Origin of the sequence: Carnobacterium maltaromaticum DSM 20342 (assembly GCF_000744945.1) — a bacterium.
GTDB classification, from domain to species: domain Bacteria; phylum Bacillota; class Bacilli; order Lactobacillales; family Carnobacteriaceae; genus Carnobacterium; species Carnobacterium maltaromaticum.
On record NZ_JQMX01000001.1, the window covers coordinates 319,119 to 344,612 of the forward strand.

Annotated in this window: 26 protein-coding genes; 18 read left to right on the forward strand and 8 right to left on the reverse strand. The window is 35.0% G+C overall.

Features of this window, described 5'->3' with window-relative positions; genetic code table 11:
• Positions 1 to 22 precede the first annotated feature (22 nt).
• Positions 23 to 1,927, forward strand: a complete 1,905-nt coding sequence (locus BR77_RS01480; protein ID WP_015076647.1) for an endonuclease MutS2 — start codon at positions 23 to 25, stop codon at positions 1,925 to 1,927.
• A gap of 97 nt (positions 1,928 to 2,024) precedes the next feature.
• Here the strand turns inward: BR77_RS01480 and BR77_RS01485 are convergent, their stop codons facing one another.
• The 4 genes from BR77_RS01485 to BR77_RS01500 all read right to left on the reverse strand — a co-directional run bounded on the left by BR77_RS01485 (position 2,025) and on the right by BR77_RS01500 (position 5,914).
• Complete coding sequence (locus BR77_RS01485; protein ID WP_010053342.1) at positions 2,025 to 2,699, reverse strand: ABC transporter ATP-binding protein; 675 nt, start codon at positions 2,697 to 2,699, stop codon at positions 2,025 to 2,027.
• Positions 2,699 to 3,787 carry an ABC transporter permease gene (locus BR77_RS01490; RefSeq protein WP_015076646.1) on the reverse strand — a complete coding sequence of 363 codons (1,089 nt, stop codon included), beginning with the start codon at positions 3,785 to 3,787 and terminating at the stop codon, positions 2,699 to 2,701. Before BR77_RS01490 ends, BR77_RS01485 begins: the two co-directional genes overlap by 1 nt.
• A gap of 70 nt (positions 3,788 to 3,857) precedes the next feature.
• Entirely contained in the window at positions 3,858 to 5,246 is a 1,389-nt protein-coding gene (locus BR77_RS01495; protein WP_016356486.1) for a HAMP domain-containing sensor histidine kinase, read from the reverse strand.
• Positions 5,243 to 5,914 (reverse strand): response regulator transcription factor, encoded by a 672-nt coding sequence (locus BR77_RS01500; RefSeq protein ID WP_016356485.1) that lies wholly within the window; start codon positions 5,912 to 5,914, stop codon positions 5,243 to 5,245. The genes BR77_RS01495 and BR77_RS01500 overlap by 4 nt, the downstream gene beginning before the upstream one ends.
• A 360-nt stretch (positions 5,915 to 6,274) precedes the next feature.
• On the opposite strand from BR77_RS01500, the gene BR77_RS01505 reads away from it, so the two are divergent.
• The 13 genes from BR77_RS01505 (at position 6,275) to BR77_RS01565 (ending at position 16,775) form a co-directional block, all read left to right on the forward strand.
• Positions 6,275 to 6,622 (forward strand): DUF2187 domain-containing protein, encoded by a 348-nt coding sequence (locus tag BR77_RS01505; RefSeq protein ID WP_010053346.1) that lies wholly within the window; start codon positions 6,275 to 6,277, stop codon positions 6,620 to 6,622.
• A gap of 300 nt (positions 6,623 to 6,922) precedes the next feature.
• The gene (gene fabT, locus BR77_RS01510) at positions 6,923 to 7,384 is read left to right on the forward strand and encodes a fatty acid biosynthesis transcriptional regulator FabT (protein WP_010053347.1); all 462 of its coding nucleotides are present in this window, start codon (positions 6,923 to 6,925) and stop codon (positions 7,382 to 7,384) included.
• Between the two features lie 5 nt (positions 7,385 to 7,389).
• Positions 7,390 to 8,367, forward strand: a complete 978-nt coding sequence (locus BR77_RS01515; RefSeq protein ID WP_015076641.1) for a beta-ketoacyl-ACP synthase III — start codon at positions 7,390 to 7,392, stop codon at positions 8,365 to 8,367.
• Between the two features lie 66 nt (positions 8,368 to 8,433).
• Positions 8,434 to 8,664 carry an acyl carrier protein gene (locus BR77_RS01520; RefSeq protein ID WP_010053351.1) on the forward strand — a complete coding sequence of 77 codons (231 nt, stop codon included), beginning with the start codon at positions 8,434 to 8,436 and terminating at the stop codon, positions 8,662 to 8,664.
• 24 nt (positions 8,665 to 8,688) lie between these two features.
• Entirely contained in the window at positions 8,689 to 9,642 is a 954-nt protein-coding gene (gene fabK, locus BR77_RS01525; RefSeq protein ID WP_010053353.1) for an enoyl-[acyl-carrier-protein] reductase FabK, read from the forward strand.
• A 166-nt stretch (positions 9,643 to 9,808) separates the two neighbouring features.
• On the forward strand, positions 9,809 to 10,744 hold the full coding sequence (gene fabD / locus BR77_RS01530; protein ID WP_010053355.1) for an ACP S-malonyltransferase: 936 nt from the start codon (positions 9,809 to 9,811) through the stop codon (positions 10,742 to 10,744).
• A gap of 39 nt (positions 10,745 to 10,783) precedes the next feature.
• Complete coding sequence (fabG, locus tag BR77_RS01535) at positions 10,784 to 11,521, forward strand: 3-oxoacyl-[acyl-carrier-protein] reductase (protein WP_010053356.1); 738 nt, start codon at positions 10,784 to 10,786, stop codon at positions 11,519 to 11,521.
• 17 nt (positions 11,522 to 11,538) lie between these two features.
• Positions 11,539 to 12,783 (forward strand): beta-ketoacyl-ACP synthase II, encoded by a 1,245-nt coding sequence (gene fabF, locus BR77_RS01540; protein WP_010053357.1) that lies wholly within the window; start codon positions 11,539 to 11,541, stop codon positions 12,781 to 12,783.
• A complete protein-coding gene (gene accB, locus BR77_RS01545) occupies positions 12,783 to 13,253 on the forward strand; it encodes an acetyl-CoA carboxylase biotin carboxyl carrier protein (protein WP_010053358.1) in 471 nt (156 codons plus the stop codon). The genes fabF and accB overlap by 1 nt, the downstream gene beginning before the upstream one ends.
• 25 nt (positions 13,254 to 13,278) lie before the next feature.
• Positions 13,279 to 13,710 carry a 3-hydroxyacyl-ACP dehydratase FabZ gene (gene fabZ / locus BR77_RS01550; protein ID WP_010053359.1) on the forward strand — a complete coding sequence of 144 codons (432 nt, stop codon included), beginning with the start codon at positions 13,279 to 13,281 and terminating at the stop codon, positions 13,708 to 13,710.
• A gap of 4 nt (positions 13,711 to 13,714) precedes the next feature.
• Positions 13,715 to 15,079 carry an acetyl-CoA carboxylase biotin carboxylase subunit gene (locus BR77_RS01555; protein ID WP_010053362.1) on the forward strand — a complete coding sequence of 455 codons (1,365 nt, stop codon included), beginning with the start codon at positions 13,715 to 13,717 and terminating at the stop codon, positions 15,077 to 15,079.
• A 33-nt stretch (positions 15,080 to 15,112) separates the two neighbouring features.
• Positions 15,113 to 15,964, forward strand: coding sequence for an acetyl-CoA carboxylase, carboxyltransferase subunit beta (gene accD, locus BR77_RS01560; RefSeq protein ID WP_010053364.1), 852 nt, complete (start codon positions 15,113 to 15,115; stop codon positions 15,962 to 15,964).
• A 28-nt stretch (positions 15,965 to 15,992) separates the two neighbouring features.
• Complete coding sequence (locus BR77_RS01565; protein WP_010053366.1) at positions 15,993 to 16,775, forward strand: acetyl-CoA carboxylase carboxyl transferase subunit alpha; 783 nt, start codon at positions 15,993 to 15,995, stop codon at positions 16,773 to 16,775.
• A gap of 94 nt (positions 16,776 to 16,869) precedes the next feature.
• Here the strand turns inward: BR77_RS01565 and BR77_RS01570 are convergent, their stop codons facing one another.
• The 4 genes from BR77_RS01570 to BR77_RS01585 all read right to left on the reverse strand — a co-directional run bounded on the left by BR77_RS01570 (position 16,870) and on the right by BR77_RS01585 (position 19,835).
• A complete protein-coding gene (locus BR77_RS01570; RefSeq protein WP_010053604.1) occupies positions 16,870 to 17,163 on the reverse strand; it encodes a hypothetical protein in 294 nt (97 codons plus the stop codon).
• Positions 17,164 to 17,303: 140 nt separating this feature from the next.
• The gene (locus tag BR77_RS01575) at positions 17,304 to 17,489 is read right to left on the reverse strand and encodes a FeoB-associated Cys-rich membrane protein (protein WP_035063754.1); all 186 of its coding nucleotides are present in this window, start codon (positions 17,487 to 17,489) and stop codon (positions 17,304 to 17,306) included.
• Between the two features lie 112 nt (positions 17,490 to 17,601).
• Positions 17,602 to 19,605 (reverse strand): ferrous iron transport protein B, encoded by a 2,004-nt coding sequence (feoB, locus tag BR77_RS01580; protein ID WP_015076639.1) that lies wholly within the window; start codon positions 19,603 to 19,605, stop codon positions 17,602 to 17,604.
• A complete protein-coding gene (locus tag BR77_RS01585) occupies positions 19,602 to 19,835 on the reverse strand; it encodes a FeoA family protein (protein WP_015076638.1) in 234 nt (77 codons plus the stop codon). The genes feoB and BR77_RS01585 overlap by 4 nt, the downstream gene beginning before the upstream one ends.
• A gap of 216 nt (positions 19,836 to 20,051) precedes the next feature.
• Between BR77_RS01585 and BR77_RS01590 the strand changes: the two genes are divergently transcribed.
• The 4 genes from BR77_RS01590 to clpX all read left to right on the forward strand — a co-directional run bounded on the left by BR77_RS01590 (position 20,052) and on the right by clpX (position 25,436).
• On the forward strand, positions 20,052 to 21,011 hold the full coding sequence (locus tag BR77_RS01590; RefSeq protein ID WP_015076637.1) for a tetratricopeptide repeat protein: 960 nt from the start codon (positions 20,052 to 20,054) through the stop codon (positions 21,009 to 21,011).
• A gap of 197 nt (positions 21,012 to 21,208) precedes the next feature.
• A complete protein-coding gene (gene tig / locus BR77_RS01595; RefSeq protein WP_010053613.1) occupies positions 21,209 to 22,489 on the forward strand; it encodes a trigger factor in 1,281 nt (426 codons plus the stop codon).
• A 334-nt stretch (positions 22,490 to 22,823) separates the two neighbouring features.
• Positions 22,824 to 23,936 carry an RNA polymerase sigma factor RpoD gene (gene rpoD / locus BR77_RS01600; protein ID WP_010053614.1) on the forward strand — a complete coding sequence of 371 codons (1,113 nt, stop codon included), beginning with the start codon at positions 22,824 to 22,826 and terminating at the stop codon, positions 23,934 to 23,936.
• Positions 23,937 to 24,191: 255 nt separating this feature from the next.
• Complete coding sequence (gene clpX / locus BR77_RS01605) at positions 24,192 to 25,436, forward strand: ATP-dependent protease ATP-binding subunit ClpX (protein WP_010053615.1); 1,245 nt, start codon at positions 24,192 to 24,194, stop codon at positions 25,434 to 25,436.
• The last annotated feature ends 58 nt before the right edge of the window (positions 25,437 to 25,494 follow it).

Below are 25,494 nucleotides of genomic sequence, written 5' to 3' on the forward strand. Positions count from 1 at the left end.
CTAAAAACGAGGAGAAGAGAAGATGAATTTAACAACAATTGAAAAAATTCAATTTAACCAAGTGAAAGAACAAATAGAACGACATTGTGTCAGTTCATTAGGAAAGAAACGCTTTAAAAAATTACAGCTTAATGCTAAACCAGTGGTTGTTACAACTAGATATAACGAAACTGAAGAAGCGCGGGCGTTATTAGATGCTAAGTTGACGATGCCATTTATGGGACTATCAAGCATTGATGTTTTTATGGAGCAGTTAGAAAAGGGTTTGCTCTTAGAGGCTAGTAGTCTAATTGACGTAGCTGATTTCTTACGCAGTGGTCGCATGATTCGACGCTTTATGGAAAAATATGAATCATTAGCCCCGACATTAACAATGTACGCAAGATCTATCTCTGAGTTCACTGAAATTGAAGATGAAATCTATTTTTCGATTAAAAATGGGCAAGTAGCTGATGAAGCTAGTAAAGAGTTAAGACGCATTCGGAGGTTAATTGCTGAGAAGGAAAGTAAAATAGAGGAGCGTTTAAGTAAATTTCTTAAAAATAAAGACAACCAAAAACAAATTCAAGAATTTTTTGTAAGCAAGAAAAATGAACGATTTACAATTCCAATAAAGGCTGCTTATAAAAATCAAGTTGCTGGCACAATTATTGAAACTTCTTCGAAAGGTACAACTGTCTTTATTGAGCCAACTGCAGTTACCAAATTAAATGATGAATTGGCAATTCTAAAGGTTGAAGAAAGTACGGAAATTTATCAAATACTTGCAACACTATCTGGTTTAATTTTGGAAAATTTAGTTCCTATTCAATTAAATTTAGAGACCATCGCAGAATATGATATGATTTTTGCTCGTGGGAAATATAGTCGGCTAATTCAAGGTGTGACACCTAAATTAAATCAAAGAGGTTACATTCATTTAGTGAATGCGGTACACCCTTTAATAGAAGCAAACGCTGTGCCGTTAAATTTTACAGTTGGTGAAGACTATCGTGGATTAATTATTACCGGGCCCAATGCAGGAGGTAAAACGGTTGTGTTAAAGACCGTTGGTTTGTTAGCTTTAATGACTTTGTTAGGTATTCAATTACCAGCTGATGAAGGAACAGAGATGGGTTTATTTGAAGGTATATTTGTTGATATTGGAGATAGTCAAAGTTTAGAAAATGCTTTAAGTACCTTTTCTTCACATATTCAAAATATAGCCGATATTATGCAAGTAGCACCCCGAAATAGTTTAGTTCTATTTGATGAAATCGGTAGTGGTACTGAACCCAATGAAGGGGCAGCTTTAGCGATAGCTATATTAGAGGAGTTTTATCAGCGCGGAAATATCGTCGTGGCAACCACTCATTATGGCGAAATTAAGCGTTACTCAGAAATACATCCAGATTTTATTAATGCTGCAATGGCATTCGATCAAGCGACCTTAACACCATTGTATCAATTATTAATGGGGGAATCAGGTGAAAGTAATGCCTTGTGGATTGCTAAAAAAATGAATTTAAAAGAGCATGTCATTCAACAAGCACAACGATATATGGAGGATAAAGATTACTCTTTAACAAAAGCTTCAATTCCAAAAAATAAAACGATGATCGATAGTCAAACAGAGAGAGCAGAAAGTGTCTCATTATTAAAAAAAGGCGATCGTGTCTTGCTTTTAGACTATAATGAGAATGGTTTAGTTTTTGAAGATAATCCATTGCGGGAAACGGTGACTGTTTTTTATAGAAATGACTATCATGAAGTAGTTCCTAAGCGGTTGAAATTAGAAGTTTTAGCTACTGATTTGTATCCGCCTGATTATGATTTATCTACCTTATTTACGAGCTATACAGAGCGTAAGCTAGATCATGACATCAATAGGGGATCTAAAAAAGCGTTGAAAAAAATTCATCGTGAGATAAAACAACAGGATAGGTAAGATTCGGTAAATTTTATACTAAAAAATAGAAAAAAGTGAGGCTAAAGAATTTTCTCTTTAGTCTCACTTTTTTTATTAAGCTTAAAATAAGCTACTTTTAAACTGTATATAACCGACCATCTTCAATTCGTAAGACACGGTCAACTAGATCTAAGACACGTTCATCATGAGTAACCATGACAGCAGCTTTATTCTTTTTATGGACTTCAGCAGCAATCATTTTTACAACTTGATAGCCGCGCTCAGAATCAAGGCTCGCTGTTGGTTCGTCTGCTAAAATAATATCAGGTTCATTCATTAATGCTCGAGCAATCGCAACTCGTTGTCGCTCCCCACCTGATAATTTTTCAGGATATTGGGTTAAGCGATGAGACAATCCCAAATCTTCCAATAAGTCCAATGCTTTTTGGCGATTCTGTTTTTTTGTACCATTTAGTTCTGGAATCAATAAGAGTTGATCTAGGACATTTAAATAAGGAATTAAATTGCCACTCTGGAAAATAAAGCCAATTTTTTCTAAGCGCAATTGTGTCCATTTTTTTTGAGATAAAGAGTTTAGGCTCGTTCCTCCAATCTGGATATTTCCAGAAGAAGGGGAAAGTAAGGCGCCAGCAATTGATAGGAATGTACTTTTACCAGCACCACTTGGTCCAACTATCGCAACGAATTCTCCTTCTGCCACGCTTAAGGAAAGATTTTTAAGGACTTCGATTTGTTCAGAGCCGTCTTGATAATATTTTGATACATCTTCTAAAATAAGTTTAGCTGTCATTAGTTTGTTCCTCCAATCGCTTCAATAGCATCGACTTTTGCCACTTTATAGAGAGATAATAAGGCACCAATTAAAGCGACTGCTAGGAAAAGAATCGAAGAAAGAAGGGCAGTCGTGCCAGTTAATTTAAAAGGCATGCTAGCAGGTAAGATTGCTGCTGTACCATAAGTTAGTCCATTCCCAATTAAAAGACTGAAAATAGAAATCAGGGTAATTTGCATAAATAAACTTCTACCTAAATAGCTTGTTTTTGCTCCAATTGCTTTTAACATACCAAATTGGTCCATTTTTTGAAGAGTAATTACATAAAAGAAAACAGTTAAAACAAAGGCTGCAATAATGTATAAAAAGGCAATCATCATGGTTAAAGAACCTTGTTCTTCCGAATATCCTGGAATATTTTGAACAATATCATTTTGTGGGACGACATCTAGACCTTTAAAGGATAAAGTTTCTGCTTTACTTTTAGAAATATCTAAGGCAATTGCATTATACGTAATCGCATCAGTTTTTTGCGGCTGTTTAATTGATTTCCATTGTTCAGGAGATAAGAAAACTACACCTGTATGGCTATAGGTTTGATTTTTAGTGAAGCCACTGATAGTAAAAACAGTTTCACTCACGGTATCTTTAATTGAGTCACCGATTTTATACCCATTTCGTTGCAATTTTTCATCAACAATAACTTTTTTAGGATCTGTTTTTTGAAATTTTCCAGAACTTAGTTGAGGTTTTTGGAAACTACTTGGTTCTAAAAGGAAATAAGAAATATCTGTTTTTTCTTCTCCTTTTGAGTTACTAATCGTACTCATTTGGATGCTGAGTGGAGTTGCATCAGCCTTTAATTTTTGCTGAATCATTTGCCATTCATCAGATGTAACTGTCGAACGAGCAAATCGATTATCAGCACCTTTTTCCAAAACATAATAGGAAGCTGGACTCTCTTTAATTGCCGAAGCATTATCACTAGCCAAACCATTTGCCAGACCTGTTACGAATAGTACAAGCCAAATAATGAGAATCATAATGAAACCGATTAAGGCATAGCGTACTTTTGTGTGTTTTATTTCTCGCCAAGCTAAAAACATTGTGTTCACACTCCATTTCTTTGATAGCACTATCTTATAATGGAAGTATGAACTGAATATGAACACAAGTTTACAAATGAGCTTTTGGCAATTGGACACTAAATAAAACACCTTTAGGATGCGTTTTGTTGAGTACAGAAATAGTTCCATTGTGTAAGTGAACAATCTTTTCTGTAATTGCTAGACCTAAACCACTGGTTCCATTCTGTCGAGTTCGATTTTTATCTACTTGGTAGAATCGTTCAAATAAGTGGTCTATATCAGAGTCAGGGATAGTAGGACCGCTATTAAAAATAGTTATTATGAAATTTTCAGTGGTATCTTCGATTTTAATCTGGATTTCTCCGTATTCAGGCGTATAATTTAAAGCGTTGTTGATGAGGTTTTGCCAAATTTGGTATAAAAAATTTTCATTTCCATTAATAAAAGCTGGGATTAATTCGACCGATAAATAAATGTTTTTTTCTTGCCAGTTCCATTGAGTAAATTGAATATAATGCCGAATTTGAGCAGCAATATCAACTGACTTTTTTTGAACCAATTGATTCTCGTTGTCTAAATAGGAAAGGGCTAATAATTGTTTGGTTAGATCAGACAAGCGCGCAGTCTCACTTTCAATGATTGTCAAGTAATTAAAATTTTCTTCCAAGCTATGCTGATTGGTCTTTAAGATACTTGTATACCCTTGAATAGTCGTTAAAGGTGATTGAATTTCATGAGAGACGTTTGCGACAAATTCTTGTCGAGCTTTTTCAGATTTATTAATTTCAGTGGCCATTGTTGCAAAAGAATTTGTTAACTGACCAATTTCATCTTGCCTACTAGTCGAGTTAATTTCAGTGAATTGCCCACTAATTAGTTGTTTAGTTGATTCTGTTAATTTTTTGATGGGCTTAACTATAAAAGAACTGCTTAAAAAAATAAAACAAAATCCGATTAAAACGGTTAGCAATAAAAGTAGTGCAAAGTAAATGCGTAACTCACCAAATTGCTGAGTAGGGTCAGGTCGAATAAAAATAGCTTCTGTTGAATTAGCTGTTTTGATAGGTACTCCAATTGTATTTCTTAAGTCGTTATCAAAAAAGCCCGTGATTAAAATATTTTGTGGAAAATTAGCAATTCCATGATAAATTTCTCCAGAACGAACTAAATCAATCGATTCTTGGGGTAAAGAGGTTTTTCTAAAAGAATCTCCATAAGCAGTTTCTTCTCCATTTTCTGAAACTTGATACACTTCATACCCTAATGAAGTAATATGAGTTAAGTACGAGGTTAAATCAAGTTCTGTATTCTTAGCGAAGTAATCCCGCATTTCTTCCGCTATTTTTGTGACTTTGCTGTCATTAATGGGTTTTAAATGAGTTTGATAATACAGATTTGAAAGTAAGAAAGCCAGAAAAAAACTGCAAACTAATACTAAAAAAGTTGCACCCACAATTTTTTTATATAATGTTTTCATAGTTGCACCTCAAGTCGATAACCAAGTCCTCTAATTGTTGAAATTTTAACACCAGACTCGGGTGTTAAATGTTCTCTTAGACGCTTAATATGAACATCAACAGTTCGGTCATTACCTTCATAATCGAATCCCCAAATGGAGTCAATTAGTTGGTCACGAGTAAATGTTTTTTTTGGATAAGAAGCTAATTTATGCAGGACTTCAAATTCTTTTAATGGTAAGTAAAGTTCTTTTTTTCCTAATGTAACCAAGTAGTTTTGTGAATCGATTTTTAATTGCCCAATCTGAATGACTGTTTCATTTGGGGTTTGAGAACGTCGTAAGAGTGCGTTAACTCTGAAAAGCAATTCCTTTAATTCGAAAGGTTTCGTAATATAGTCATCAGTTCCCGCTTGGAATCCGACTTCTTTGTCCACCATTTCACCTCTAGCAGTTAGTAAAATAACTGGAATAGAAGAATTTTCTCGAATCTGTTGGCAAACTTGATAGCCTGTTTTCCCTGGCATCATAACGTCAAGGATAGCTAAATCAATCTGATTTTTTGTGATTATTTCTAAAGCTTCGTCTCCATCACTAGCCGTCAATACGTTAAATCCCTCTGAAGTTAAAAAAAAGTGAACCATATTTTTGATAAGTTGATCGTCATCGGCAACTAAAATTGTCTTCATAAAATTCCATCCTTTTAAATTTAATCATCATAATGTCTATGATCCTTGTAACGTTTTAAATGAGTGATTTTTATTCTAAGTGATTAACTATAGTTTAAATCGATTAAAAGTATGTCTTCTTATACTAGTTTATCAGAAAAAGAAGATTTTTGTTTGAAGTCAGCAAGGTTATTCGCTGATAAGCAAATTAAAATCTTTAATCGATTATTTTAGCATAATTTTATTGAATAAAAAAGAGTGAATTAAAAAATAAAAGATAAATGTAACAATTAAGGATGAAAATATGTTATAATAGGATATTGAACGTTATGGTGATTTTGATTTTACGTTTTTAAGAACCAAAGAAATGAGGGGATTTGTGTGGGATTTAAAATAACCGATGAGATTCAGTCAGTTGTTGAGATTGAGCTTCGAAAAGGTGCTAGCAAGTCAAGAATTGCAACGCTTTTAGGTGTTAATTACGATGAGGCTTTAGTAATTATTGACGAAGTAAAAGAGTCATTTAGACCAGATGTAGGGGATGAAATTCGCTTTACATTTCGTGATGAAAAAATGGCTGGAGTGATTCAAAAACTGTTAACAAATAGTGCTGTAGTCGAAATTTTCTGGGAACAATCTTCATCTATTATGAAAGATGTTTGTGAAGATAAAACAATTGTCAATTTCAAAGATATCATTGAAGTCACTAATTTAAATGTCGTATCATAACAAGTTACTATCTTTATGCTTTTAATTGAATGGATACAGAATAATTCAAAAATCAACTCAGAAATTTCTTCTGAAGTTGATTTTTTTTATCTTAATCGGATTAAATACTTTGATGTTCAAAATATTTTTAAGTTTTATAAATCCAGATTTCATGGGGTTTTTAGAAGTTTTTTCACTAATTTTGTAAAAACTTACTTGACAGTTTAGCAAAAAAATAATATAGTTTGATGGTCAAACAATTTGAACTTCAAAGTAAGTTTGGAAAGAGTTGATAAATGAATCGAAAGGGAGGAGTTGGTGTTGCCAAACTCATTTGAAACGATTAACGATTATTTAGTCGATGTGTTTAATGAAATTCTGACAATTGAAGAAACAGCTTTGCAAAATAGTAGTTTTGAAGATGTTTCAATTAAAGAAATGCATACAGTTGAAGCAATCGGCATGTATCAGAGACGTACGACTTCAGAAGTCGCTAAGAAACTTCAAATTACTGTGGGTACATTAACTGTTGCAGTCAATAATTTAGTCCGAAAGGGCTATGTAGAAAGAATTCGAAGCGAAGATGATCGACGAGTTGTGAAATTAGGTTTAACCAAACGTGGTCGCTTATTATTTCGACTACACGATAAATTTCATAAGGAAATGGTAAAAGAAACAATTGAGGATATGCAACCTGAAGAGATTGATATTTTAATTAAAGGTTTGCGAAACTTACATGGTTTCTTAGATAAAACACAAAAAAAATTGAAAGAACAGGGCTGAACTCTATGGGAACAAAAATTGTTAGTACTGGGAGTTACGTTCCAAAAAAACAAGTTTCCAATGAAATGTTGGAAAGTTTTATGGAAACAAATGACGAATGGATTAAGACACGAACTGGGATTCATCATCGGCATTTAGCTGAAGGTGAGAACACTTCTGTTTTATGTGGCAAGGCTGCTAAAGCGATGTTAGATAAGGCGGATGTTGAAGCGTCTGAAATTGATTTGATTATTGTAGCAACCATGACACCCGATTATTTAAGCCCATCAACAGCTTGTTTAGTTCAAGAATACATCGGTGCAAATAAAGCGATGGCTTTTGATTTAAATGCAGCTTGTTCAGGTTTTGTGTATGCACTGTCGGTGGCTGAAAAAATGATGGCTAGTGGCAAATTTCATTATGCTTTAGTAATAGGCGGTGAAGTTATGTCAAAAGTTATTGATTGGACAGATCGAAGCACAGCGGTTCTTTTTGGAGATGGAGCAGGTGGGGTATTATTAGAAGCAAATTCTGAAAAAAATACTTTTATTGCCGAAGATCTTCATGCAGATGGCGGTCGTGCTTTATCTTTAACAGCAGGTTCGATGGCTGTCAATAATCCTTACCATAAAACAGAAGAAACAAACGAGTACTACTTGAAAATGGATGGGCGAGGTATTTTTGATTTTGCCATACGTAGTGTCCCAAAAAGTGTTCGTCAAGTTGTTGAAAATGCTGGATTAGAGTTGGAAGATATTGATTATATTCTTCCGCATCAAGCAAATTATCGGATTGTTGAAGCTATTGCTAAAAAGTTGAAGTTACCGATGACTAAGTTTAAAACAAATATGGCTGAATACGGCAATACTTCTGGAGCTAGTATCGGAATTTTATTAGACGAACTAGTCTCTAACAATGAATTAGTCTTAGGAAGTAATGAAAAAGTTATTTTAACTGGTTTTGGTGGGGGCCTAACATGGGGTTCCATTTTAATCGAGTTATAAAATAAATGCAGTGTTTTCGAACGCAGCAATCAAACAAAAATAAAACCAATAATGGAGGAAATAACAATGACATTCGAAAAAATTCAAGCAATTATCGTGGACCAATTAGACAAAGAGGAAGCTGAAGTACAATTAACTACTAACTTCCGTGAGGATTTAGAAGCAGATAGTTTAGATTTATTCCAAATCATTAACGATATTGAAGATGAATTTGATATTAAAATTGAAACTGAAGAAGGCTTAAATACAGTTCAAGATATTGTTAACTTTGTTGAAGCAGAATTAAAAAATAAATAAATCAAGAAGAAAGAGGGAACCTGCATGCAATCAAATATATGCGAAAAACTAGGGATTGACTATCCCATTATTCAAGGAGCGATGGCATGGGTAGCAAATGCTGAATTGGCAAGTGCTGTTTCAAATGCTGGCGGGTTAGGTATTATTGCCTCAGGACATGCTCCAGAAGAAGTTGTTCGCGATCAAATTAGGCAGGCAAAAGAAAAAACGAATCGTCCATTTGGTGTGAATATTATGCTTTTATCTCCACATGTAGATGCAGTTGTAAAAGCTGTTTGTGAAGAGGGTGTGAAGGTTGTTACAACTGGAGCAGGAAGCCCTGGGAAGTATATGAAGCTTTTTAAAGAACATGGCATTACAGTTATACCTGTAGTCGCTTCTGTTGCTTTAGCGAAACGAATGGAAAAAGATGGTGCAGATGCAATTATTATTGAAGGAATGGAAGCCGGAGGTCATATTGGCAAGTTAACGACGATGGTATTAGTTCCTCAAATTGTAGATGCTGTTTCGATTCCTGTGATTGCTGCAGGTGGTATAGGAGATGGGCGTGGTATGGCAGCGGCGTTTATGCTAGGAGCTTCAGCTGTACAACTAGGAACGCGTTTCTTAGTCGCTCATGAGTGTACCATCCATCAAAACTTTAAAGATGCCGTTTTAAAAGCTAGAGATATTGATACAACTGTTACTGGTCAAATTACAGGACATCCAGTTCGCACTATTCGCAATAAATTAACACGAATTTATGATCAAGCCGAAAAGGAAGAGACTAGTAAAGATAAACCTGATTTTGAGCGTTTAGAAGAACTTGGCAAAGGCACATTACGTTTGGCCGTTGTTGAAGGGGATATCAAAAATGGTTCAATGATGTCAGGTCAAATTGCTGGATTAGTTAGTAGAGAGCAGAGTTGTAGCGATATTATTTTAGAATTGATGACGGAATACCAAACTGTAATTAAAGAAAAAGCTCAGGCTTTGTAAGTAGTTCAGGGTGGCAAAGAATAGAAATAAAACGAGCCTTTTAAGGCTTGTTTTTATAAGGATTTAGTTTTAGGCGGCAATAGTTTGTTTCATTAAAGAATGAGTAGGAACTTAATTCTGTGGTCAAATCTATTGAGCTTTTAACTTTTAAAAAGGAGTTAATCCAATGAAGATTGCTTTTGTATACAGTGGGCAAGGTGCTCAATATCAAGGTATGGGTCAAGAATTTTATGAAGCGAATCAAACGGTACGAGAGTTGTTTGATGAGGCGACAGAAGTACTAGGCTTCGATATGGCTGCATTATGCTTTAATGAAAATGACAAATTAAATGAAACAACTTATACACAACCTGCTATATTAACAGTTAGTGTCGCGATTGATACCCTCTTAAAAGAGCATGGTATTGAGCCAGAAGTTGTTGCAGGTTTAAGTTTAGGTGAATATAGTGCTTTGGTAAAAGCAGGAGTTTTGGATTTTAAAGAAGCTCTTCTATTAGTTAAAAAACGTGGACAATTTATGACAGAGGCTGTTCCGTCTGGTGCAGGTGCAATGAGTGCCATTATGGGATTAGATCGTGAAACGGTTAAAGCTGCTTGTCTAGAGGCTAGTCAACTAGGTGTTGTGACACCAGCTAATTATAATATGCCTGGTCAAATTGTTATTGCTGGAATGAAAGCAGCAGTGGAACGTGCAGGTGAGATTCTAACAGAAAAGGGTGCTAAACGTGTTATTCCACTACAAGTAAGTGGTCCTTTTCATACAGCATTATTAGAACCTGCTGCTAAACAGTTAGAAAAAGCTCTTGAGAACGTATCCATTCATGAGCCAAAGCTTCCTATTATAAGTAATACTGAAGCAAAGGTGATTGGAAATCAAGCTGAGATAGCACCGTTATTGGTACGTCAAGTGATGTCTCCTGTTTTATGGGAGGATAGCGTTCGAACAATGATTGATGATCTTGGGGTAACAACATTTATAGAGGTCGGACCAGGTAAAGCATTAAGTAGCTTTATTAAAAAAATTGATCGATCAGTGACCGTATTAAATGTTGAAAACCAAAAATCTCTTGAAAAAACCTTAGAAAAATTAAAAGCTGAGTAAATTTAAACAAGAATAAAATACAATTAAAGGAATGAGCAAATGACTTTAAAGGGGAAAACAGTGATTGTTACTGGTAGTTCGCGGGGGATTGGAAAAGCTATTGCCATCGAATTTGCTAAAGAAGGAGCCAATATTGTTTTAAATGGTCGCAAGCCGATTTCAGAAGAGTTAATTGCTGAAATTGAAGGGTTTGACGTGAAATGTCATACAATTCTTGGTGATGTAAGCAATTTTGATATGGCAAAACAGTTAATAGATGAAACGAAAGAGGTCTTTGGGAGTGTAGATGTCTTGGTCAACAATGCTGGGATTACCAATGATAAATTACTCATGCGCATGTCAGAAGAAGACTTTGATGCAACACTTAATATAAATTTAAAAGGAACATTTAATACGATTCGTCATGCAACAGGAATTATGTTAAAACAGCGTAGTGGATCGATTATTAATCTATCAAGTATTGTCGGTCAGATTGGAAATGTTGGACAAGCTAATTATGCAGCAAGTAAAGCGGGCGTAATTGGATTAACTAAATCGGCAGCTCGTGAATTAGCAGCTCGTGGTATTACCGTAAATGCGATTGCACCAGGGTTTATTGAAACGGATATGACAGATGAATTAAGTGATAAAAATAAAGATTTAATGAAGCAACAAATTCCATTAAGTCGTTTTGGTCAAGTTGAAGATGTTGCAAAAGCAGCGGTCTTTTTAAGTCAAAATAGCTATATTACAGGCCAAGTTATCAATGTTGATGGCGGCATGGTAATGAATGGATAATGAGAGGAGTTTATAAAATGAATCGAGTAGTTATTACAGGTATGGGTGCTGTTACACCAGTAGGAAATACAGTTGAGACTTATTGGGATAGCTTAAAAAATGGTAAGAGCGGAATCGCAGAAATTAAACGATTTGATGCTTCAGAAACAGGAATTACTCTTGCAGCTGAATTGAAAGATTTTGATGCAACTTTATATATGCCAAGAAAAGAAACGAAAAGAACAGATTTGTTTTCTCAATATGGGATTGCAGCAGCTGTTCAAGCAATGGATGATAGTCAATTAGATACAGAAAAAATAGATGTAGATCGCTTTGGCGTGATTGTTAGTTCTGGAATTGGTGGAATGAATACAATTCAAGAACAAGTCATTAAAATGCATGAAAAAGGTCCAAAGCGCGTTGCACCATTCTTTGTTCCAATGGTTATTGGAAATATGGCAGCAGGAAATATTGCGATTCGAGTAGGAGCAAAAGGATTATGTACTTCGATTGTAACAGCATGTGCATCTGGAACAAACTCTATTGGCGAAGCTTTTCGTTCAATTAAACATGGTTACTCAGATGTAATCTTAGCAGGTGGAACAGAAGCAACTATTTGTGAAATCGGCATTGCTGGTTTTGGAGCGTTGACTGCCTTAAGCAAATCAACAGACCCCGCACGTGGTTCAGTTCCGTTTGATAAAGAACGTAATGGATTTGTTATGGGTGAAGGTGCCGGCGTTTTAGTTTTAGAAGAACTGCAACATGCTTTAGACCGTGGCGCTAAAATTTATGGCGAGGTTGTTGGCTATGGCTCTACATGTGATGCTGGTCATATGACGGCTCCGTCTATTGATGGTAGTGGAGCAGGAAAAGCGATGATTCAAGCCATGAAAGAAGCGGGTATTTCTGCAAGTGATGTAGATTATATTAATGCTCATGGAACAAGCACCCCTGCAAATGATAGTGCTGAAACAACAGCTATCAAATATGCAATGGGCGAAGAAATTGCTAAACAAGTGCCAATTTCTAGTACGAAGAGTATGGTTGGTCATTTGCTTGGCGCAGCTGGTGCTATTGAAGGGATTGCTTGTGTTAAAGCTTTACAAGATGGATTTTTACCACCAACTATTGGCTATCAAGTAGTTGATGAAGCCTGTGATTTAGATTACATTCCAAATGTAGGTCGTGCAGCAACAGAAGCTAAATATGCTTTAAGTAACTCATTAGGTTTTGGCGGACATAACGCCGTTGTCTGCTTTAAAAAATGGGAGGACGCGTAATGAATATTGCTGAAGTTAAAGAATTACTAACCATCGTAAATGACTCTAAATTGACAGAGTTTGATTTACAAATGGATAATGTTGTGTTGCATATGAGTAAAAACACACATCAAGCACCTAAAGAAATGGCGGCACCACAAGCTCAAACCCAACAAGCGACAGCAGTATCAGCAGTTCCGCAAACTGCAACTGAGGTACAAGTTGAAGAAGTCGTGAAAACTACGATAAGTGAAGAAGGAAATTTAATTAAAGCTCCGATAGTTGGAGTCGTTTATTTAGCGGCTTCCCCTGATAAGCCTAACTTTAAAAAAGTTGGTGATACAGTAGAAGTAGGCGAAACTTTATGTATCGTTGAGGCAATGAAATTAATGAATGAAATTACTAGCGATGTCGCTGGGACAGTTACTGAAGTTTTAATTGAAAATGAAGAAGTTGTAGAATATAACCAACCACTATTTAGAATCGTCTAAAAGTGAATTATTAGGAGGAAATGAAATGAGCGTTTTAACAGCACAAGAAGTAATGGAGTTAATCCCAAATAGATACCCAATCTTTTTTATTGATTATGTAGATGAATTAATCCCTGGGGAGCATGTTGTAGCCACTAAAAATGTAACAATTAATGAAGACTTTTTCCAAGGGCATTTTCCTGGGAACCCAACAATGCCAGGTGTTTTAATTTTAGAAAGTTTAGCGCAAGCAGGATCTATTCCATTATTAAAATTAGACAAATTCCAAGGACAAACAGCTTACTTAGGTGGAATGAACAAAGTTAAATTCCGTAAAAAAGTTGTTCCTGGTGATGTTTTGAAATTACATGTAGACATCATTAAATTAAAAGATTACGCTGGAATTGGTAAAGCTGTCGCTTATGTTGATGGGAAAAAGGTTTGTGAAGCTGAATTAACCTTCATCATTGGTAGATAAGCCTATGTTTACAAAAATATTAGTAGCAAATCGTGGTGAGATTGCAGTTCGAATTATTCGAGCATGTAAAGAACTTGGAATTCGAACTGTCGCGGTTTACTCAGAAGCAGATAAAGATGCCCTTCATATGCAATTGGCAGATGAAGCCATCTGTATTGGACCAGCTAAAGCTACTGATTCTTATTTAAATATGCAGAGCATTTTAAGTGCTGCTGTTGTTACTAAAGCCCAGGCGATTCATCCTGGGTTTGGCTTTTTATCTGAGAACAGTGTTTTTGCAACTATGTGTGGGGAATGTAATATTACCTTTATTGGGCCAGATGCAGAAACTATTGATATGATGGGGAATAAGGCGAATGCCAGAGCATTAATGATTGAAGCAGATGTTCCAGTTATTCCTGGTAGTGATGGGTTTGTTACAAGTGTGGAAATGGCGGTTGAAATAGCTGATCAACTCGGTTATCCAGTTATGTTAAAAGCAGCTGCTGGTGGTGGTGGAAAAGGGATTCGTAAAGTGATGAAGCCTGAAGAATTAGAAGCCGCCTATTTGAGTGCTAGTAGTGAAGCTGGAGCTGCATTTGGCGATGACCGCATGTATATGGAACGAATTATCCAACATGCTAGACATATTGAAGTTCAAATTTTAGCGGATAACTATGGTCATGTGATACACTTGGGAGAACGTGATTGTTCTTTACAACGAAATAATCAGAAAATTATTGAAGAATCCCCTTCAGTTGCTATAAGTGATAAAGAACGACAAATTCTTGGAGAAACAGCTGTGCGAGCAGCGAAACATGTGGGCTATAAAAATGCTGGGACCATTGAATTTTTAGTGGATCAAAACGGTTTTTATTTTATGGAGATGAATACGCGTATTCAAGTCGAGCATCCTGTAACTGAGATGGCGACAGGGATTGATATTGTCAAAGAGCAACTGTTAATTGCCAGTGGGAAAAAAATGACGTTAGAGCAATCTGATATTCATTTAACTGGCCATACAATTGAATGTCGTATTAATGCCGAAAATCCAGCTTTCCATTTTGCTCCGTCACCAGGTAGAATTGATTATTTATTACTACCAAGTGGTGGATTAGGTTTACGTGTGGACAGTGCAATGTTTGCAGGTTATGAAATTCCGCCTTATTACGATGCTATGATTGCAAAGATTATCACTAAAGGTGAAAATCGTAGTGAAGCTATTGCAAAAATGAAGCGTGCGTTAAGTGAATTAGTTATTGATGGTATTGTAACCAATCAATTTTTCCAAGAAGATTTGTTACAAGACGAGCGTTTTGTAAACGGTGAGTACGATACAAACTTTTTACAAGACACCTATCTGCCTGAGTGGACATTAAAAAATAGCTAATCCACGTTTAAAAGATGTTAAAGAGGTGATAAAGTGAGACTTTTTAAAAAGCGGGAATATATTCCGATTGATCCAAATCGACAAAGAATTCAAGCTGAGGAAAAAAATGACCCTAAAGTTCCAGATGGTATGTGGGAAAAATGTCCTAGTTGTAAAAAAGCCATCTATACGAAAGATTTAGGGGAAGAGCGAATTTGTCCAAGTTGTGGTTATTGTTTCAGAATTGGAGCATTAGAACGGATTCAATTAACTGTTGATGAAGGTAGCTTCGAGGAATGGGATCGTGGGATTGAAAATAAAAATTTAATGGATTTTCCTGGATATCCTGAAAAAATAGCTAGTTTGCAACAAAAAACAGGTTTAGATGAAGCTGTTGTGACAGGTAAGGCATTGATTGATGGACAACCTTTAGTTATTGGCGTAATGGATGCCAGCTTTATTATGGGAAGCATGGGGACTGTTGTTGGTGAAAAAATCACTCGAGCTTTTGAAAAAGCAACAAAAGAAAAATTACCTGTCTTGATTTTTACAGCATCTGGCGGCGCTCGAATGCAAGAAGGCATCTTATCCTTGATGCAAATGGCCAAAATTAGTGGAGCTGTTGCTAAACATAGTGCTGCTGGACTGTTGTATGTTGTTGTCCTAACAGATCCAACAACTGGTGGAGTATCGGCTAGTTTTGCGATGCAAGGAGATATTATTTTAGCTGAACCGCAAGCTTTAATTGGTTTTGCTGGTCGCCGAGTTATTGAGCAAACAATTAATGAAGCTTTGCCAGATGATTTTCAAAAAGCAGAATCATTGCTAGAACATGGCTTCGTTGATAAAATTGTTCCTCGTCCAGAATTAAGAAACACATTAAGCTTATTGTTACGTTTACATTAAAGAGACTGCAACAAAGAAGGTGAAAAGGTTGAAGAATGCGAGTGAAATTGTCGCCTTGTCGCGTAAAACGACACGGTTAACGGCATTAGAGTATATGAACTTTCTTTTTAAGGATTTTATTGAGTTTCATGGAGATCGTTCTTATCGTGATGATAAAGCTGTTGTTGGTGGTATTGCGACTTTAAATGCACAACCAGTAACGGTTATAGGAATTCAAAAAGGCCATACTTTAGAAGAAAACATGTTGCGTAATTTTGGTTCCCCTCATCCAGAAGGCTATCGTAAAGCATTACGTTTAATGAAGCAAGCTGAAAAATTTAATCGTCCTATTGTGACGTTTATTAATACTGCTGGGGCGTATTGTGGAGTTGAGGCAGAAGAAAGAGGACAGGGTGAAGCGATTGCTCGTAACTTGATGGAAATGAGTCAATTAAAAGTTCCGATTATCTCGATCATTATTGGTGAAGGCGGAAGTGGGGGAGCTTTGGCTTTGGCTTTAGGAAATCAAGTATGGATGATGGAACATACGATGTATGCCATTTTATCCCCAGAAGGTTTCTCTTCAATTTTATGGAAAGATGCTTCACGCTCTAAAGAAGCAGCAGAACTTATGAAATTGACAGCGAGTGACTTACTAGGGTTAGATGTTATTGATTTATTGATTCCTGAGACCAAAGAAGGTGTTTTGTTAGCTCAAGAGACAATTGCTAAGGAAATGCAGTTGCAGCTGATAGAGGCGCTAGAAACCTTAAATAAACTTACTCCAGAAGAGTTAATTGAAGATCGTTACAATCGTTTTAGAAAATATTAAAGAAATAATCAAAAAGCGAAATCAGAAAGAGTTTTCTTTCTGATTTCGCTTTTTTTGTTTAAGAAACCTATTAAATTTGAGATGATCCAGTTTTTTAATCACGATCACGAAGAACATAAGATGGTATTTTTACCGTTGAGGATTGATATAAATATTTGTCATCATTTGTTTCTATTAATATTGAAAAGTGGTTTTCGTTAAGTAATAAATCCCCAATCTTCTCACGTGTGTAGATTCGACCTAATGGAATATCTGCTGGTAAAGGGACTTGAATAGTTTTTAATTCATAAAAACCGTTCACAATTGTTTCAACAAAAATTAAGTCTGAAATAGTTTGTAGCTCTATTTGATCCTCTTTAGAAAGATCTCTTACATATCCTTGATTCAACAGCAATTTCCTCCTTGTTATAGCCTTGAAATAGGTCATAACGTTTTAGACTCACTATTAATTGTACCATTATTTATTTAAAAAAAATAGAAAAGTCGATAGAAAAAAGTGTTAAATAGTTAACAAAGTTCGTAAATTTGTCAAAATTTAATAGTATCTTTTTTCTTTTTGGCGGCATCGGCAAGTTGTTTAGCTTCGCAACCGCTACTGCAGGCACTGCAAGTACCCTGTTTTGAATTCTTGAAAAGTTGGATTAGCTGATAAAATGTCCAACCAAAAATTAAAATTCCTAAGCTAAATGTAACTAATAGTGAAAAAATTGACATATAGATTCCTCCTATTTCCGAAGAGTTGGTCCAAAAGGGCTAGACGAATAAAAAATTTTATTTGATTTATTCAGACGAGAATTTCTATTTTTTCTGAGTTTAGTCAAAGGATTTAGCTGAATAAAAGTCCAATTTGGTAGACTAAAAATGAAAAAAGATAAGCAATCCCTAAACTTGAAAAAGCAGAATATACTGCCCATTTATATGAGCCAGTTTCTGCTTTTATGGCGCCTAAAACAGCAAAGCAAGGAATGTAAAGTAAGACAAAAACTAAGAAACTATAGGCAGCTAGTGGAGTGAAAACAGAGGATAACTCACTAATTAATGCTGTTTCACCACTCACATGAAAAAGAATAATCATTGTCGAGCCTACAACTTCCTTTGCTAAAACACCAGCCATAATAGCACTAATTGCTTGCCAACTAGCAAAGCCTAGAGGAGCAAAAAATGGAACTAATGAATGTCCTATGACAGCCATAAAACTAGTGTCAATAGAAGGAGCGATGCCAGTAGGTCCCGTGTAACTTAACAGCCAAATAATGACTGTCCCACAAAAAATAACTGTTCCTGCTTTTTTGACAAAACCTTTGCCTTTGTCCCAAGTACTATGCCATAGGACATTTAATTTTGGAAGGTTATACTCTGGTAAATCAACAATGAAAACAGAAGAATCCTTTGTTTTAAAAATAAGTGAATAAACTTTCGCAAGAAGAATAGCAACAAAAATTCCAAGTAAGTATAAGGATAAGACAATTAAAGCTCTATGTTCATCAAAAAATGCCGCGATAAACAAACTGTAAACAGGCAGACGAGCTGAGCAACTCATAAAGGGTGAAATTAAAGTTGTGATTAGCCGTTCATTATTTTGCTCGATAGTCCTAGCAGCCATGATTCCAGGAACGTTACATCCAAAACCAATTAATAAAGGAATAAAAGCTTTGCCATTTAAGCCCACACTTTCCATTAAACGATCCATTACAAGCGCTGCTCGTGACATATAACCAGAGTCTTCTAAAAACGAAATGCAAGCAAAGAGGACAAAAATTTGTGGAATAAAGACTAAAACGCCACCAACTCCAGCAATTAATCCATCAACAATTAAAGAATGAATAAAAGGGGCAACTCCTAAATAAGTTAGGATTCCATCTATCCCTTCTGAAATGGGACCACTTAAAAGTGTATCTAAGAAATCGGAGAGAGGACCGCCAACCCAATCAAAGGTCAACTTGAACATAAAAAAGAAAATAGTTAAGAACAATGGAATCCCTAAAAATGGGTGAGTTGTTATTTTGTCAATTCTTTGTGTTAGTTTTGTGATTTTTTGATTGGCTTCTTTCGTAATTGCTTTATTCAAAGTTTCTTCAATAAATAGTAGTTTGACAGAATAAATAGCATCCTCAGCATCTTTGTATGCTGTTTTCTCTGAAGCTTTCTGCTTTAAGTTGTCTAACAAAGTAAAGTTATTTGCGTGGATAAATTCGTCAATCATTTTATTTCCAGCAAAAAACTGAATCATAAACCACCTAGAAATTTCAGGGTTAAACTGATAGTGTTGACTTAAAATATCTTGTCCATTTTTGATTAATCCCTCTATAACTGGTCCATAATCAAGAAAAAAAGAGTTGTTTTTTAATGGTTGGTTTTCATGTTCTAACAGCTCTTGACGTACTTCAGGTAATCCTTGATTTGTTCTCGCATCGGATGCCAAAACTTTTGTTTGTAAGGCGTGTTCGAGTAGTTTAAGGTCTAACTCTACCCCTTGCTTTTTGACAATATCCATCATATTTAGAATAAGGGTTACAGGTTTTCCATATTCCAATAGTTCGATAGTGAGCAAAAGGTTTCGTTTTAATTGAGCTGCGTTAGCAATATTGAGTATTTCTGAAAAAGATTCTTTGAGTAAAAAAGAAGTGGCGACAGATTCATCTTTAGTTAAGGGGTTTAATGAATAAACTCCTGGCAAATCGACAATTTTTATCTTGGAGTTTTGAATTTTTCCGATTTTCTTTTCAACAGTAACCCCATTCCAGTTCCCTACATAAGCATAAGAATCGGTTAAATGGTTAAATACTGTTGTTTTACCAGTATTTGGATTTCCTAAAAGAGCAATTTTCATAAGACTAAATCTCCAAAAATGAAGTCCAGTGTGTGTTTGCGGATTCCTACGCGTTGACCATCACTTTCAATCATACATGGACCGCCAAAAGGATAGCGACGCTTAATTTCAACAATTGATCCTTCAGTTATCCCGACATCTTTTAATCTGCGTCTCGTTAATTGGTCAAGCTGTGATAAATCTTTGATGGTTAGTAATTCATGTAAGTTAATTTTACTAACTGAAGTCATTTTAGTCCTCCTCTGATTAATATGTATTTTTTTTTATCTAATTGATAGTGATTCTCATTCTTGTTTAGTTCATCATATCACAAAGAAGAGTCGAACTAAACTATTTTTTTAAAAATAAAAGAAATAAACAAAAATGCTGATTTTTGTGAAGATAATCTGCTATGATAGTAGTAGATTAAGTGAGCATCAAAATTATAGATTGGTTGTGACATTAATATGGGAGAAAAAATTATTTTTCCTAAGAATTATGAACAGTATGTAAAAAAGGCGGTCGTCGCTTTCCAGTTAGGTCGGATGGAGGAGTCTCTTCCATACTTTAAAGAAGCGTATCAATTAAAGCAGGAAGAAAAAATAAATACTTTTTATGCAACGGCTCTATACCAAGTGGGGCGTTATCAAGAAGCTAAAGAAGTGGTAGAGGATCAATTGGCTTTCTATGAAAAGGAAAATCAATTATACGCATTTTATGTCTCTATTTTAATTCGTTCTCACTATTTTTTACAGGCTGAGGCGATTATTAAAAAGCAGTTGATGCGTAAAGGGAACGATTCTGAAAAAATCACGTGGCAAAGTCTATTGGGCTTTTCTAAAGAAGAGCAAAAAAACAAACAAGTTAGTCAAGAAAAAAAGATAGCAGATATAGGAAAACGTGTCCTATCAATGATGGATAAGTCTTATCAAGAACAATCAGATTTAATGAAGGAAATGGACACAATCCCATTTCAATCTTACTTGAAATTAGCGAAACTATTACTACAAAATCCTTTCGTTAGTGGATTAATCAAAGCAACGATTATTGAACGGCTTGTTAATGAGCAACTAGATGAAGCGATTGAAATTACCTGGTTCGACCAAGAGCGCATTATTAGACCCAAAGAATTGACCTCAATTGAGGAGAATGCCACAGTTAGACAGGTACAGCAATTGCTAGAAGAAAAGATTGGCTTAAATGATCCAACTTTATTTGCTAGCGTTAGTCAAGAGGCACAACTGCATTTTATATTCTTATATCCTTTCATTGAAGAAGTAATTACCTCTCCAGAAACTTGGGTTGAGCTTTATCGTCAGCAATATGAATTAGATTACATTGGGCAAACAGAAAAATTGCCCCATTTTGATGATTTAAAGCTTTGGCAAAATCGTTTAAATGAGTTGATTTTAGAATTAATGAGCTAATTAAGCGAATAATAGGAATAAGTCTTAAAAATAAAAAGCTTTTATTAGTGCTTTATATAGAAAAGACAACAAAAACTTGAAACTTTTTTAATGTATTGTTGTCTTTGTATTTACAAAGTTTTCACGATAGTGTACTATTAGTGAGTGTGCAATTGCAATTAAGATTGCGAAAAATCAGTGTGTCGGAGGGAATATTAATGACTGCAAAATGGGAAAAGAAAGGCACTAATGATGGTGTCTTAAAATTTGAAATTAAAGAAGAAAAAATTAAAGAAGGTTTAGAAAAAGCTTTTAACAAAGTGAAAAAAAACCTTAATGTACCAGGATTCCGTAAAGGGAAAGTTTCACGTCAAGTGTTTAACAAAATGTATGGTGAAGAATCTTTATTTGAAGATGCACTAAATATTCTTTTACCAGAAGCTTATACAATTGCTTTGGAAGAATCTGGAATTGATCCAGTTGACCAACCAAAAATTGATGTTGAAAGCATGGAAAAAGGCCAACCTTGGATTATTACTGCAGAAGTAACTGTAAAACCAGAAGTTAAATTAGGTGAATACAAAAACTTAACAGTTGAAAAACAAGATCGCGAAGTAACAGATGAAGATGTTGCTGCAAAAATTAAAGAAAAACAAGAAGCACAAGCTGAATTAGTTTTAAAAGAAGATGCAATTGTTAATGGCGATACTGCTGTCATTGATTTCGAAGGATTCAAAGACGGTGTTGCATTTGAAGGCGGTAAAGGCGAAAATACTTCTTTAGAAATTGGATCTAATTCATTTATTCCAGGATTTGAAGAGCAATTAATTGGAGCTAAGGCTGGCGATACAGTTGAAGTGAAAGTTACTTTCCCAGAAGAATATCATTCTGAAGATTTAAAAGGCGCAGATGCTGTCTTTAACGTAACAATCCATGAAGTTAAAGCTAAAGAATTACCAGAATTAGATGATGAATTTGCTAAAGATGTTGATGAAGAAGTTGAAACATTGGCAGAATTAGAAGCTAAAATTAAAGCTGAGCTAGTTGAAGCTAAAACAGCAGCAGCTGAGGAAGCTGTTCAAGAAGCTGCTATTCGTCAAGCTGTTGATAATGCTGAAATCGTTGAATTGCCACATGTAATGGTACATGATGAAGTTCATCGTCAAATGGATCAATTCTTAAATGACATGCAACGTCAAGGTGTTTCTCCAGAAATGTATTATCAATTAACAAACACAACTGAAGAAGACTTGCATAAACAAATGGAAGAAGATGCTGATATCCGTACTCGTACGAATCTAGTTCTTGAAGCAATTGTTGCTGCTGAAGGCTTTGATCCATCTGAAGAAGAAGTTGAAAAAGAAATTAAAGAACTTGCTGAACAATACAACATGGAAGAAAAAGCTGTTCGTGCTGCTTTAAGTGTTGATATGTTAAAACATGACATTTCAATGAAAAAAGCAATCGACGCTATTACTGAAACAGCAGTTGAAAAATAAGAAGTAAATTTTGTATCCTATCACTAAAAATTTAAAGTGATAGGATACTTTTTAATTAGTAAAAAAATATTTTTTAAGCATCATAGGACTATTTGTCTTTGTACAAATAGCTTAGGTTGCTTTGTTTAGTTAAAAGAGTATACTTAAGGTAGGTTCAATGAGGCAATGTATCCTATTTTTAAGCGCTTTTTTTTATTTGGTCTATTTTTACAGAGTATCAAATTTTATGTCTCATCAGTCATTTTAGTAACAAAAAAGATAACTAATATTATTTTTTTAGATTGATTAATTTATATATTGAAGCATTAATTAAATTTGAACAGGAGGCAATTTATTGAGTACACAAGCTAAGGGAGATAAAAAAACAATGAAAAAAGCCACTGATAAATTTATTTTAAAGCACAAATTAAAAGCAATGGTTCATATTGATGAAGTAACAAAAGAGTTAGCCTTACCCAATCATTTAACTGTTGAAGAAATCGACACATTGATTCAGCGGATTGAGGACGCTGGGGTAAGTGTTGTTGGTGATGATGGTGGTCCGACTGAGCGTCAATTATTGGTTCCAGCAATTGAAAAAATAGAAATAAAAAAAGCTGATTTAGCTCCACCAGCGGGTGTACCCATGGACGACCCTGTTCGCATGTATTTAAAAGAGATTGGTCAGGTTGATCTATTAACAGGTGCTGAGGAAGTGACTTTGGCAGAGCAAGTTTTAGAAGGGAATCAAGATGCTAGAAATCATTTAGCAGAAGCCAATTTAAGACTAGTTGTAAGTATTGCCAAACGTTATATGGGTCGAGGCATGCAATTCTTAGATTTAATTCAAGAGGGAAACTTAGGTCTAATGAAAGCTGTTGAAAAATTTGATCATACTAAAGGCTTTAAATTTTCAACATATGCGACTTGGTGGATTCGCCAATCTATTACACGTTCTATTGCGGATCAGGCGAGAACAATCCGTATTCCGGTTCATATGATTGAGACAATCAATAAGCTTGTTCGAATTCAACGACAATTAATCCAAGACTTAGGTCGTGAAGCGACTCCTGAAGAATTAGGTGCTGAAATGGATTTATCAACGGAACGTATTCGAGAAATATTAAAAATTTCTCAAGAACCAGTTTCGTTAGAAACGCCAATTGGAGAAGAAGATGATTCTCAACTAGGTGATTTTATTGAAGATCACGGGGCAGCTGATCCAGAAGAACAAGCTTCTTATGAGCTTTTAAAGCTACAAATAGAAGATGCATTGGATACACTAACAGATAGGGAAGAAAATGTCTTACGCCTTCGATTTGGACTAGACGATGGTCGTATTCGGACGTTGGAAGAAGTGGGTAAGGTTTTTGGCGTAACGAGAGAACGAATTCGACAAATTGAAGCAAAAGCTTTGCGTAAATTACGTCATCCAAGTCGTTCTAAGCAATTAAAAGATTATTTATAAAGAAGTAACGTAAATTAAATTAAAAAGTGATTCCTTGGTGCTTTTGATTGAGAACTCTATTTTTTGCTCATTAGGGCATAAGAATAGGGTTTTTGCACGTATAAAAAATGCATTCTAGTAGGAATGAAATAAAAATGTTTTAAATTTAGAGAACTTTATGCTAAGATAGTATGGATGTAGAGAATCCCTTGTATGTTGAGGGATAAATCTGATACTATTAAAGTGGTATGAATGAGAATAGAGGTGGATGAAGCAATGTTTAATGATGAAGAAACAAAGGGCCCGGTTAATTGTTCTTTTTGTGGCAAATCACAAGATCAAGTTAAAAAAATTGTTGCTGGACCTGGCGTGTTTATTTGTAATGAGTGTATTGAATTATGTAAGGAAATTATTGATGAAGAATTCAATGAAGCTGGCTATGGTGAGTTCTTAGATGTGCCTAAACCGCAAGAAATTAGAAGTATATTAAATGACTACGTTATCGGTCAAGATCAAGCGAAGAAAGCTTTATCTGTTGCTGTATACAATCATTATAAACGTGTGAATCAATTAAATGGTCAAGAAGATGAAGTTGAATTACAAAAAAGTAATATTTCATTAATCGGACCTACTGGTTCAGGAAAGACATTCTTGGCTCAAAGTCTAGCTAGAATTTTAAACGTTCCATTTGCAATAGCAGATGCAACTAGTTTAACAGAAGCAGGCTATGTGGGAGAAGATGTAGAAAATATTCTTTTAAAATTAATGCAAGCAGCTGACTATGATGTAGAAAAAGCTGAAAAAGGGATTATTTATATTGATGAAATTGATAAAATTGCTCGTAAAAGTGAAAATGTATCAATTACCCGTGATGTAAGTGGTGAAGGTGTTCAACAAGCATTATTGAAAATTCTTGAAGGTACAGTTGCAAACGTTCCGCCTCAAGGAGGGCGTAAGCATCCGCATCAAGAGTTTGTCCAATTAGATACAAGTAATATTCTATTTATTGTCGGTGGAGCTTTCGATGGCATTGAAGAGATTGTTAAAAATCGAATGGGCGAAAAAGTAATTGGTTTTGGTACCAACACGAAAAAAATTGATGAGAGTCAAAGTCTAATGCAACAAATTATTCCTGAAGATTTATTGAAATTTGGTTTAATACCAGAGTTTATTGGACGCTTGCCTGTTATGGCAGCTTTAGAAAAGCTAACAGAAGAGGATTTAGTCCATATCTTAACTGAGCCAAAAAATTCATTAGTGAAGCAATATAAAAAATTGTTTGACTTAGATGATGTTGAATTGGTTTTTGAAGATCAGGCTTTACGAGAAATTGCTAAAAAAGCGATTGAACGAAATACTGGTGCTCGTGGATTGCGTTCGATTATAGAAAGTATTATGTTAGAAATTATGTTCGATTTACCAAGTCGTCCTGAAATTACCAAATGCGTGATTACTGAAGATACGGTTATTGGTTCTGGAAAGCCTGAACTATATGATACTGAAGGTTCAGCAGTTGTATAAATTAAAAGAGTTAAAGGTAACCTATACCTTAAAAAAATCAGTTGATAAAGTTCAAAGA